Source organism: Ralstonia mannitolilytica, assembly GCF_000954135.1.
In the GTDB taxonomy this organism is placed as follows: Bacteria; Pseudomonadota; Gammaproteobacteria; order Burkholderiales; family Burkholderiaceae; genus Ralstonia; species Ralstonia mannitolilytica.
Map to the genome: position 1 here is coordinate 1900314 of NZ_CP010799.1, position 11422 is coordinate 1911735.

Annotated in this window: 8 protein-coding genes; 7 read left to right on the top strand and 1 reads right to left on the bottom strand. The window is 66.9% G+C overall.

All coding sequences use genetic code 11. The annotated features are described in order from the left end of the window. Positions 1 to 123: 123 nt before the first annotated feature. From TK49_RS09070 to TK49_RS09100, 7 genes are all read left to right on the top strand, one after another. The gene (locus tag TK49_RS09070) at positions 124 to 2109 is read left to right on the top strand and encodes a DNA topoisomerase IV subunit B (RefSeq protein ID WP_045786382.1); all 1986 of its coding nucleotides are present in this window, start codon (positions 124 to 126) and stop codon (positions 2107 to 2109) included. Positions 2110 to 2125: 16 nt separating this feature from the next. After that, on the top strand, positions 2126 to 3019 hold the full coding sequence (locus TK49_RS09075; RefSeq protein WP_045786383.1) for a lytic transglycosylase domain-containing protein: 894 nt from the start codon (positions 2126 to 2128) through the stop codon (positions 3017 to 3019). A 49-nt stretch (positions 3020 to 3068) separates the two neighbouring features. Then, a complete protein-coding gene (gene parC / locus TK49_RS09080; RefSeq protein ID WP_045786384.1) occupies positions 3069 to 5411 on the top strand; it encodes a DNA topoisomerase IV subunit A in 2343 nt (780 codons plus the stop codon). A 4-nt stretch (positions 5412 to 5415) separates the two neighbouring features. Next, positions 5416 to 5976, top strand: coding sequence for a chromate transporter (locus tag TK49_RS09085; protein ID WP_045786385.1), 561 nt, complete (start codon positions 5416 to 5418; stop codon positions 5974 to 5976). Continuing rightward, on the top strand, positions 5973 to 6503 hold the full coding sequence (locus TK49_RS09090) for a chromate transporter (protein ID WP_045786386.1): 531 nt from the start codon (positions 5973 to 5975) through the stop codon (positions 6501 to 6503). The genes TK49_RS09085 and TK49_RS09090 overlap by 4 nt, the downstream gene beginning before the upstream one ends. 328 nt (positions 6504 to 6831) lie before the next feature. Further along, positions 6832 to 8214 (top strand): amino acid permease, encoded by a 1383-nt coding sequence (locus TK49_RS09095; protein WP_045786387.1) that lies wholly within the window; start codon positions 6832 to 6834, stop codon positions 8212 to 8214. Between the two features lie 113 nt (positions 8215 to 8327). Next, positions 8328 to 9647: an MFS transporter gene (locus TK49_RS09100; protein WP_045786388.1), complete on the top strand. Its 1320-nt coding sequence runs from the start codon at positions 8328 to 8330 to the stop codon at positions 9645 to 9647. A gap of 66 nt (positions 9648 to 9713) precedes the next feature. On the opposite strand, the gene TK49_RS09105 is transcribed toward TK49_RS09100, so the two are convergent. Continuing rightward, complete coding sequence (locus TK49_RS09105; RefSeq protein WP_045786389.1) at positions 9714 to 11390, bottom strand: L-lactate permease; 1677 nt, start codon at positions 11388 to 11390, stop codon at positions 9714 to 9716. Positions 11391 to 11422: the final 32 nt, after the last annotated feature.

The following is an 11422-nucleotide window of genomic DNA, read 5'->3' on the forward strand; positions in this document are numbered from 1 at the left end:
CGGCTCGGGGTCGCATTTGGGCGCTGACCATCCCTCCGCATTGTCAAAGACAGCTTCCTTTACAATGCGCGCTGCATTCCGGTGCTCGGGGCAACCCTGAGCCTGCCTGTCTTTCCGCCTTCCATGAGCAAAACCTCCCAATACAGCGAATCGTCGATCAAGGTCCTCAAGGGCCTGGAACCGGTCAAGCAACGGCCGGGCATGTACACACGCACCGACAACCCGCTGCACATCGTGCAGGAAGTGATCGACAACGCCGCCGACGAGGCGTTGGGCGGCTACGGCAAGCTGATCGCCGTGACGCTGCACAAGGACGGCAGCGTGACGGTGGAAGACGAGGCGCGCGGCATTCCCGTCGGCATCCACCCGGAAGAGGGCGTGCCGGTGGTCGAGATCGTCTACACGCGGCTGCACGCGGGCGGCAAGTTCGACAAGGGCCGTGGCGGCGCGTACGCGTTCTCCGGGGGCCTGCATGGCGTGGGCGTGTCGGTGACGAACGCCCTGTCGACGCGGCTCGAAGTGACGGTGTGGCGCGACGGCAATGTGTCGACGCTTGCGTTCTCGGGCGGTGACGTTATCGAGAAGCTGACGACCCGCAAAGCCGAGCGCGGCGAGAAGAAGAGCGGCACCCGGGTGCGCGTGTGGCCCGACGCCAAGTACTTCGATTCCGAGAACATCCCGCAGGCCGAGCTGCAGCGCCTGCTGCGCAGCAAGGCCGTGCTGCTGCCGGGCGTGAAGGTCACGCTCACGCTGGAAAAATCCGGCGAGACGCTCGAATGGCAATACGACCAGGGCCTGCGCGGCTACCTCGTCGAATCGCTCGCACAGGGCAGCGGTGCCGAGCCCGTCATCCCGCTGTTCGAGGGCGAACATTTTGCCGACCCCGACAAGCCCGGCGAAGAGGGTTTCGCCTACGGAGAAGGCGCGTCGTGGGTGGTGGCCTGGACGGAAGAGGGCTCGCCCGTGCGCGAGTCTTACGTCAACCTGATCCCGACGCCCGCCGGCGGCACGCACGAATCCGGCCTGCGCGAAGGCCTGTTCCAGGCCGTGAAGAGCTTCGTCGAGATGCATGCGTTGCTGCCCAAGGGTGTCAAGCTGATGCCCGAAGACGTGTTTGCGCGTGCCTCGTTCGTGCTCTCGGCCAAGGTGCTCGACCCGCAGTTCCAGGGCCAGATCAAGGAGCGCCTGAACAGCCGCGATGCGGTGCGGCTCGTGTCGACCTTCAGCCGTCCGGCGCTGGAGCTGTGGCTGAACCAGCATGTCGAACACGGCAAGAAGCTGGCCGAACTCGTCATCAAGCAGGCGCAAGCGCGCACGCGCGCGGCGCAGAAGGTCGAGAAGAAGAAGGGCTCCGGCGTGGCCGTGCTGCCCGGCAAGCTGACCGATTGCGAATCGGACGACGTCACCCGCAACGAGCTCTTCCTGGTGGAAGGCGACTCGGCCGGCGGGTCGGCCAAGATGGGCCGCGACAAGGAATTCCAGGCCATCCTGCCGTTGCGCGGCAAGGTGCTGAACACCTGGGAGACCGAGCGCGACCGCCTGTTCGCCAACAATGAAGTGCACGACATTGCAGTCGCCATCGGCGTGGACCCGCACGGTCCGAACGAGGCGGTCGACCTGTCGGGCCTGCGCTACGGCAAGATCTGCATCCTGTCCGACGCGGACGTGGACGGCGCGCACATCCAGGTGCTGCTGCTCACGTTGTTCTTCAAGCACTTCCCGCAATTGATCGATCGCGGGCACGTGTGCGTGGCCCGTCCGCCGCTGTATCGTGTCGATGCCCCGGCGCGCGGCAAGAAGCCCGCGCAGAAGCTCTACGCGCTGGACGACGGCGAGCTCGAAGCCATTGAAGACAAGCTGCGCAAGGATGGCGTCAAGGAAGGCGCCTGGCAGATCTCCCGCTTCAAGGGCCTGGGCGAGATGAGCGCCGAGCAGCTCTGGGAAACGACCATGAACCCCGATACGCGCCGCCTGCTGCCCGTGTCGCTGGGCGACCTGGGCATGGAGCAGACCGTGGGCGTGATGAACATGCTCATGGGCAAGGGTGAAGCCGGCGCGCGCCGCACATGGCTCGAGGCACGCGGCAACGAGGTCGAAGCCGATATCTGATAGCCAACCGACAACGATGATGCTGTTCCGACGTTTCGCTTATGTGCTCACGGCGCTGGCCCTGCTGGCCGGCCAGCCGGCGCGCGCAGACGTCTACGGCTACATCGACGAAAACGGTCTTGCGCATTTCGCGTCCGAGCGGCTGGACGACCGCTACGTGCTGTTCATGAAGGGCGCCGCCGTGGGCGGCAATGCTGACAAGGCCGGCGACAAGGCCGACACCGCCATCGCGCTGCCCGCCACGGAACTGCCTGATGCCGACGCCTACCTCAACGCCAGCAAGCGCGATGCGCTCGACAACGGCACCGGCATGCGGCAGCGCCTCGTGCGCGCCGTGCTGCAGCACCCCAACGTGCCGACGGTCGAGCCGCTGATTCGCCAAGCCGCAAGCAGGCACGGCGTCGATCCCGCCCTGGTGAAGGCCGTGATTGCCGCCGAATCCGGCTTCAACCCGCAGGCCATGTCGCCCAAGGGCGCGATCGGCCTGATGCAGGTGATCCCGGACACCGGCGCACGCTACGGCGTGACGAGCGACGCGCGCCGCAGCGCCGCACAGAAGCTGGCCGACCCCAAGACCAACATCACCACCGGCGTGCGCTACCTGAGCGACCTGCTGCGCATGTTCTCGGGCAACCTCGAACTCGTGCTCGCTGCCTACAACGCCGGCGAGGGCGCGGTGCAGAAGCATGGCAACGACATCCCGCCGTACGCCGAGACGCAGAACTACGTGAAGACGGTGCTGCAGTTCTATCGTTACTACAACCCGGTGGGCGCCGCGCCCGGGATGATGAACGCGAGCGCCGACGGCGTCATGGCCACGCGCAAGCCCGGCCGGACGGGGCGCCCGGCGCGCATCGAACTCGTACTCGACCCGGCCACCGGCGTGGCCAAGAACATTCCCCAACATTGATCCTGGCGGCGCCGCCACGTTGAAGCGCGCCGCTTTCGCTTGAGCCTCCATGGAACAACAAGACATCCTCTTCGACCCCAGCGAGCCGGCCGAAGCGCTCACCCTTGGCGCCTATGCCGAGCGCGCCTACCTCGACTACGCCATCAGCGTGGTCAAGGGCCGCGCGCTGCCCGAGGTGGCCGACGGCCAGAAGCCGGTGCAGCGCCGCATCCTGTTTGCGATGCACGAGATGGGTCTGCGCGCCGACGCGAAGCCCGTCAAATCCGCGCGCGTGGTCGGTGACGTGCTCGGTAAATACCACCCGCACGGCGATCAGTCGGCCTACGACGCGCTGGTGCGCCTGGCGCAGGATTTCTCGCTGCGCTATCCGCTGATCGACGGCCAGGGCAACTTCGGCTCGCGCGATGGCGATGGCGCGGCGGCGATGCGCTACACAGAAGCACGCCTCACGCCCATCTCGCGCCTGCTGCTCGAGGAGCTCGACCAGGGCACGGTCGACTTCGTGCCGAACTACGACGGCTCGATGGAAGAGCCGAAGTTGCTGCCGGCGCGCCTGCCGTTCGTGCTGCTCAACGGTGCATCGGGCATTGCGGTGGGGATGGCCACCGAGATTCCGTCGCACAACCTGCGCGAAGTCGCCAATGCTGCCGTGGCGCTGATCCGCGACGACAAGCTCACCAGCACCGACCTGATGCAGTACATGCCGGGCCCGGACTTTCCGGGCGGCGGGCAGATCATCTCGTCGGCGACGGATATTGCACAGGTGTACGAGACCGGGCGCGGCAGCCTCAAGGTGCGCGCGCGCTGGAAGATCGAAGACCTCGCGCGCGGCCAGTGGCAGCTCGTGGTGACGGAGCTGCCGCCGAACACCTCGTCGCAGAAGGTGCTTGAAGAGATTGAAGAGCTGACCAACCCGAAGGTGCGCGCGGGCAAGAAGTCGCTGTCGCCGGACCAGTTGCAGATGAAGCAGACGATGCTCGGCCTGCTCGATGCGGTGCGCGACGAGTCGGGCAAGGATGCGCCGGTGCGCCTCGTGTTCGAGCCCAAGAGCAAGAACATCGACCAGCAGGAGTTTGCCAACGCGCTGCTGGCGCACACGTCGCTGGAGTCGGGGGCGGCCATCAACCTGGTGATGATCGGCATGGACGGCCGGCCGCGCCAGAAGGGCCTGGCCGAGATCCTGCGCGAGTGGATCAGCTACCGCTTCGCCACGGTCACGCGCCGCACGCGCCATCGCCTGGGCAAGGTGGAAGACCGCATCCACATCCTGGAAGGCCGGCAGATGGTGCTGCTGCGCATCGAGGAGGTCATCCGCATCATCCGCGAGAGCGACGAGCCCAAGGCTGCGCTCATCCAGGCCTTCAACCTGACCGAGCGTCAGGCCGAGGACATCCTGGAAATCCGCCTGCGCCAGCTCGCGCGCCTGGAAGCCATCAAGATCGAGCAGGAGCTGAAGAGCCTGCGCGAAGAACAGGCCGACCTCGACGTGCTGCTGAAGTCCGAAACCATGATGCGCCGTCGCATCATCAAAGAGATCGAGACCGACGCCAAGCAATACGGCGACGACCGCCGCACACTCATCCAGGAGGAGCGCCGCGCCGCCGCCGAAGTGAAGGTGATCGACGAACCCGTCACGGTCATCGTCTCGCAGAAGGGCTGGGTGCGCACGCGCCAGGGCCATGGCCACGACGCCACGCAGTTCGGCTTCAAGGCGGGCGATGCGCTGTACGACACCTTCGAGTGCCGAACCACCGATGCGCTGCTCATCTTCGGCACGCGCGACGACAAGGGCACCGGCCGCGTCTACTCCGTGGCCGTGGCGAACCTGCCCGGCGGCCGTGGCGATGGCGTGCCGCTGACCACGCTGATCGAGCTCGCGCCAGGCACGCACATCGCCCACACCTTCGCCGGCAACGTCGAGCAGAACGTGTTGATCTCCACGCGCGGCGGCAACGGCTTCATGGCCAAGGTGGGCGACATGGTCGGCCGTCAGAAGGCCGGCAAGGCGTTCCTGACGCTGGACGAAGGCGACCAGCCGAACAAGCCGGCGCCGGTGCCCGCAGACGCGTACGGCGTGGCGTGCCTGTCGGCGAACGGGCGCCTGCTGCTGTTCCCGATTGCCGAACTGAAGACGCTCTCCAGCGGCGGCCGCGGCGTGATCCTGATGGAGCTCGAGAAGAACGAAACGCTCGCACAGGCGCTCGCCTTCGGCCCAGCCGGGTTCGTGCTGACGGGCGCCGGCCCGCGGGGCGGCAAGGTCAGCGAAACGACGATGACCACGCGCGCCCAGGAGCCGTACGCCGGCAAGCGTGCACGCAAAGGCAAGGTGCTCGAGCCGAAGCTGCGCGATCCGAAGCTCTCGCTGCCCAAGCCCGCACCGGAAGCGGCCTGACGCGATGACCGACCCGCACGCCGAGCCGGCGGCCAATGCTCCTTCCTGCCGCAAGCTCTTCACCGAGTTTGCGCGCATGGGCCTGTCGGGCTTTGGCGGCGTGCTGCCGTTTGCGCGCGCCGGCATCGTCGATCGCAACCGCTGGCTTTCCAATGCCGAGTTCGCCGAGTTGCTGAGCCTGGGCCAGGTGCTGCCGGGCCCGAATGTCGTCAACCTCTCGGTGATGCTCGGCTACCGCTACCACGGCGTGCGCGGTGCGGCGGCGGCCCTGAGCGGGCTGGTGTTCACGCCGGCCGTACTGCTGTTGCTGATCGTCTTGCTGTATGACCATTTCAGCGGGCTGTCGCTGGTGCAGAACCTGCTCAAGGGCATGGCGGCCGTGGCGGCGGGGCTGGTGCTGTCCACGGCCGTCAAGCTGGCGCAGGGCCAGTCGCGCACGTGGCGCGCCATCGGTGTCGGCCTGGCGGTGTTTCTGACGATCGGCGTGCTGCAGTGGCCGCTGGTGTGGGTGATGCTGGTGCTGATCCCGCTCGCGCTCGTGCTCGAGTGGAGGGCGATGCGATGAGCCATCTCGCCACCGCCTTCGACCTGTTCTGGCACTTCCTGGTGTTGTCGTTCCTGTCCATCGGCGGGGCCAGTTCGACGCTGCCCGACATGCACCGGTTTCTGGTCGATACCCGCCACTACATGACCAGCGAGCAGTTGAGCGCCATGTATGCCATCTCGCAGGCGGCACCGGGCCCCAACGTGCTGTTCGTCGAACTGTTCGGCTGGCAGGCGGCGGGGTTGGCGGGGGCGATCGCCTCGCTGGTGGGCATCTGCCTTCCGTCGTGCGTGATTGCGGCGGTGATCGCGCGCGTCATGCACCGCTCCCCCGATGCGCGCTGGATCGCGCTGGTGCGCCGTGGCCTTGCGCCGCTCACCATCGGGCTGCTGTTCTCCACCGGCTGGATCCTCGCGCGCGGTGCCGACAACAGCTTCGGCACCATCGCCCTGACGGTCGCCACGGTTCTGACGTGCACCTTCACCCGCGTCCATCCGCTGATTCTGGTAGGCCTTGGCGCCTTGGCCGGCGGGCTGGGCTGGGTGTGACAACGGCCGGCTGACGTCCGCGCCGCCGACGCTTCCCGGGCGGCAATTTCCTTTCGCTTTTTCCGCATGCATGGCCCTCACACAGCAGGGCCGAAGTGGGCTGCCGTTCGCGCAACTTCGGGAATGCCCTAATTTGTCTCGATATGTATATACAAGAAGATTGTCGTTATCGATGTGTTGTATGTACGGCGATCGATCGCTTGGAGGCCATGCCGCCCGCAGCCGTACCGCAGCTCACGCCCCACGTCGCCCCGGCATCACCGGACGCAGATCCGCACGCCCCGGCGACGAGCCCCGCGGGGGGGCTCCCATCCAGAGAGGAGGCAGTTTGAACCACCTGCAACGCAACCTGCGCGCGCGGCATATCCGCTTTCTCGCGCTCGGCTCGGCCATTGGTACGGGCCTGTTTTACGGGTCCGCATCGGCCATCCAGCTGGCCGGGCCGGCGGTCATCCTCGCGTACATCATTGGCGGCGCGGCCGTGTACATGGTCATGCGGGCGTTGGGCGAAATGGCGGTGCGGCAGCCGGTCTCAGGCTCGTTCGGCCGCTACGCGCGGGACAACCTCGGGCCGCTTGCGGGCTTCCTGACCGGGTGGACGTACATCCTGGAGATGGTCATCGTCTGCCTGGCCGACGTGACCGCCTTCGGCATCTACATGGGCTTCTGGTTTCCGGAGGTGCCGCAGTGGATCTGGGTGCTGGGCATCGTCCTGCTCATCTGCGGCCTGAACCTGTGCAACGTGAAGGTGTTCGGTGAGATGGAGTTCTGGCTCGCGCTCATCAAGATCGTGGCGATCGGCGCGATGATTGCCGGCGGCATCGTGATCCTCTTCCTCGGCGTGCAACTGAACGGCAGCCATGCGCCCGGCCTGAGCCACCTGTGGTCGCACGGCGGCTTCCTGCCGCACGGCGTGGGCGGCCTGATCGCCTCGTTCGCCGTCGTCATGTTCGCCTATGGCGGCGTGGAGATCATCGGCATTACCGGCGGCGAGGCGCAGGACCCCGACAAGGTCATCCCCAAGGCGATCAACGCCGTGCCGGCGCGCATCCTGCTGTTCTACGTGCTGACGATGTGCGTGCTGATGGCGATCTTCCCCTGGACCGGCATCGACGGGCAGGGCAGCCCGTTCGTGCAGATCTTCTCGGGACTGGGCATCCAGTCTGCGGCGGCGGTGCTGAACCTGATCGTCATCTCGGCGGCCATTTCGGCCATCAACAGCAACATCTTCGGCGCGGGCCGGATGATGTACGGCATGGCCGAGCAAGGCCAGGCGCCGCGCGTCTTTGCGGCGACGTCGCGCCACGGCGTGCCGTGGGTCACGGTACTCACCATGGCGGGCGCGCTGCTGGGCGGCGTGGTGCTGAACTACCTGATTCCCGAGAACGTCTTCGTCATCATCGCGTCGATCGCCACGTTCGCGACCGTGTGGGTGTGGCTGATGATCCTGCTGTCGCAGGTGGCCATGCGCCGCCGCCTGTCGGCCGAAGAGTTGCGCGCGCTCAAGTTCAAGGTGCCCTTGTGGCCGGTGGGCCCGGCGCTGGCCATCGCGTTCATGCTGTTCGTGATCGGCGTGCTCGGCTACATGCAAGACACCCGCGTGGCCCTGTACGTCGGCGCCGGCTGGGTCGCGCTCATGTCTGCGGCCTGGTACGTGCGCGTGAGGCCGGCCGCAACGGACAGCCTCGCCGAAGAGCCGCGCGGCGCCTGAATCGGCCCCGTCGACGCAACCGTCATCACAGCCGTGCCGCGATGTCTTTTTCATCCCGCCAGGCCGGGGGGCGCGCGGCCGGCCCCATCAGAAAGCACGCCCGGAGACCACTCATGCCCAACCACACGACCGCCCCGTCCTACGGCGCCCCCGCCAATGTTCGGGCGCCGGCGCTTGCTCGGCCACTTTCGCGCACGCGCGCCATTGCCGCCATCACGATCGGCAATGGGCTCGAGTTCTACGATTTCGTGGTGTACAGCTTCTTTGCCACGCTGATCGGCCGGCTGTACTTTCCGGTCGGCAACGCGACCGGCCAGCTGCTGATGTCGTTCGCCACATTTGGCGTGGGCTTCCTGATGCGGCCGCTCGGCGGCCTGCTGATCGGCATGTATGCGGACCGCGCCGGCCGCAAGCCCGCCGTGGCGCTGACGCTGTGGCTGATGGGCCTGTCGTCGCTGATCTTTGTCGTGACGCCGACGTATGCGCAGATCGGCATCGTGGCGCCGGTGCTCGTCGTGCTGGCGCGGCTCGTGCAGGGGTTTGCGATCGGCGGCGAGATGGGCGCCTCGACCGCGCTGCTGCTCGAATACGCGGATGACCGTTCGCGCGGCTTCTACACGAGCTGGCAGCCGTTCAGCCAGGGCCTGGCGGCGCTCTTCGGCGCGCTGGTAGGCCTGCTGCTGAGCAACGTGCTGGCGCCGGCGTCGCTGGAGTCGTGGGGCTGGCGGCTCGCCTTCCTGATCGGCATTCTTGTCATTCCGGTCGGCCTCGTGATCCGCCGCCGGCTGGAAGAAACGGCCGCACCGCCGAGCACGCATGAGACCGGGGCGATGCTGCCGCTGCTGCGCGAGCACCGCAGCGCGCTGGTGGCCAGCATCCTGCTGATGATCGGCGTGGCTTCGTCGACGTACATCATCGTCTACTACCTCAGCAACTACGCCGTGAGCGTGCTGCACATGCCGCTGTCGCTGGGCATCTGGGCGGCGTGCATTGCGGCGCTGGTGCAGGTGCTGCTGTCGCCGTCTGCCGGCAGGCTGGCGGACCGTATCGGGCGCCGGAAGGTGGTGTTGTGGTCGCGTGTTGCGCTGCTGGCGATGATCTATCCGGCCTTCGCGCTGATCAACGCCGAGCCCTCGCTTGCGCGGCTGCTGGTCGTGGTCGGCTGCCTCTCGGTGCCGATGTCGATGACCTCGCCCGCGTCGATGGTGCTGGTGAGCGAGGTGCTGCCGCAGCGTTTGCGGGCGACCGGGCTGTCGATCGCCTATTGCGTCGCCATCGCCATCTTTGGCGGCTTCGCGCAGTTCTTCTCGACCGAGCTGATCCACCTGACGGGCAACGCGAATGCGCCGGCGCTCTATGTCATCGGCTGCGGGCTGGTGTCGCTGATCGGCCTGGCGATGGTGCCGGAAACGCTGGGGCGCCGCTTGGCCTAAGCCCTGCCTCCAGGCAAAGAAAAAGCCCCGCGTGGAGCGGGGCTCTTGCCGTGAGGCGGGGCCTAGTCAATGCACGACCATGCGCGTGAACGGCTCCACGTAGGCTTGCAGCGTGATCAGCAGGCCCACCAGGAACGCCAGCGCGATCGAGTGGAAGAACACGTAGCGCAGGATGTCGCCCTCGTGGCCGTACCACTTGGTGGCGGTGGAGGCCACGACGATGGACTGCGCGTCGATCATCTTGCCCATCACGCCGCCCGAGCTGTTGGCCGCCGACATGAGGATCGGCGACAGGCCGAGCTGCTCCGCCGTGGTCTTCTGCAGGCCGCCGAACAGCACGTTCGATGCGGTATCGGAGCCGGTGAGCGCCACGCCCAGCCAGCCCAGCATCGTGCCGAACAGCGGATACAGCACGCCCGTGTGGGCGAAGGCCAGCCCGAGCGTGGCGTCCAGACCCGAATAGCGCGTGAGATAACCGATGCCGAACATCGCGCAGATGGTCAGCAGCGAATAGCGCGTGAGCTTGATGGTGTTCCAGTACTCCTTGAGCAGGCGCGGCACCGAATAGCCCATCAGCAGGCCGCCCACGATGGCCGACACGAGGATGCCCGTGCCCGCCATCGACAGCACGTTGAAGTTGAACACCGCGCCCTCGGCAATCACCTTGGGCACCACCGGCGGGCCCTTGAGCACCATCTTGTCGAGGCCCGGGATGGCGAACTTGAACGCCCACAGGCCGTCGGCAAACGCCTTGAACTGCGGCACGCCCCAGATGAAGACGAACACGGTCAGGATGACCCACGGCAGCCACGCCTGCACGCGCGTGATCTTGCCGTCGGTGGAGGTGGTGGCTTCGCGGGCTTCCGCGGCGGCTTCGGGGTCGACGCGGGAGTTGTCTTCGCGGTTGCGCAGGGCGGTCGACGTCCAGATCGTCTTGGGCTTCCACACCTTGAGGAACAGCGTGAGCGAGCCCATCGACACCAGCGCCGCTATCACGTCCACCAGCCACGGCCCGTGGAAGTTCGAGACCAGATACTGCGGAATGGCGAACGACACGCCCGCCACCAGAATCGCGGGCCAGATCTGCAGCATGCCGCGCCAGCCCGCAAACGCCCAGATCAGCCAGAACGGCACCAGCACCGAGAAGAACGGCAGCTGCCGGCCCACCATGGCCGAGAGCTGCAGCAGGTCCAACCCCGTGACCGAGGCCAGCCCGATCAGCGGTGCGCCCAGCGCGCCGTAGGCCACCGGCGCCGTGTTGGCGATCAGTGCCAGGCCCGATGCGGCCAGCGGCGAAAAACCCAGGCCGATGAGGATGGCGCCCGTCACGGCCACCGGCGTGCCGAAGCCCGCCGCGCCCTCGAAGAACGCGCCAAAGCTGAACGCCACCAGCAGCAGTTGGAGGCGGCGGTCTTCGGTGATGCCCGAGATGGAGCTCTGCAAGACCTTGAACGATCCATTCAGCGTCGTGAGCCGGTGCAGGAAGATGATGTTGAGAACGATCCAGCCGATCGGGAACAGCCCGGAGACGATGCCCAGCCCCGCCGCCTTGCCCGCCATGGCAGCCGGCATGCCGAACACGAACGAGGCGATGCCCACCCCGACGATGAGCGCGAGCCCCGCGGCCAGATGGGCCTGCACATGGAAAAATGCCAGCGAGCACAGCAGTACCGCGACCGGTATCCCGGCGGCGATGGTGGACCACACCGCGTTACCGAGCGGGTCATAGACTTGATTCCACATCTTGATCTCCTCCTGGTTCTGGGCGTTTCAGT

Bases quoted from the DNA above. Each gene is read 5' to 3' on its own strand.
- TK49_RS09090 (WP_045786386.1), top strand. From the start codon at position 5,973: ATGAGCCATCTCGCCACCGCCTTCGACCTGTTCTGGCACTTCCTGGTG.
- TK49_RS09100 (WP_045786388.1), top strand. From the start codon at position 8,328: ATGCCCAACCACACGACCGCCCCGTCCTACGGCGCCCCCGCCAATGTT.
- TK49_RS09085 (WP_045786385.1), top strand. From the start codon at position 5,416: ATGACCGACCCGCACGCCGAGCCGGCGGCCAATGCTCCTTCCTGCCGC.
- parC (WP_045786384.1), top strand. From the start codon at position 3,069: ATGGAACAACAAGACATCCTCTTCGACCCCAGCGAGCCGGCCGAAGCG.
- TK49_RS09075 (WP_045786383.1), top strand. From the start codon at position 2,126: ATGATGCTGTTCCGACGTTTCGCTTATGTGCTCACGGCGCTGGCCCTG.
- TK49_RS09105 (WP_045786389.1), bottom strand. From the start codon at position 11,390: ATGTGGAATCAAGTCTATGACCCGCTCGGTAACGCGGTGTGGTCCACC.
- TK49_RS09070 (WP_045786382.1), top strand. From the start codon at position 124: ATGAGCAAAACCTCCCAATACAGCGAATCGTCGATCAAGGTCCTCAAG.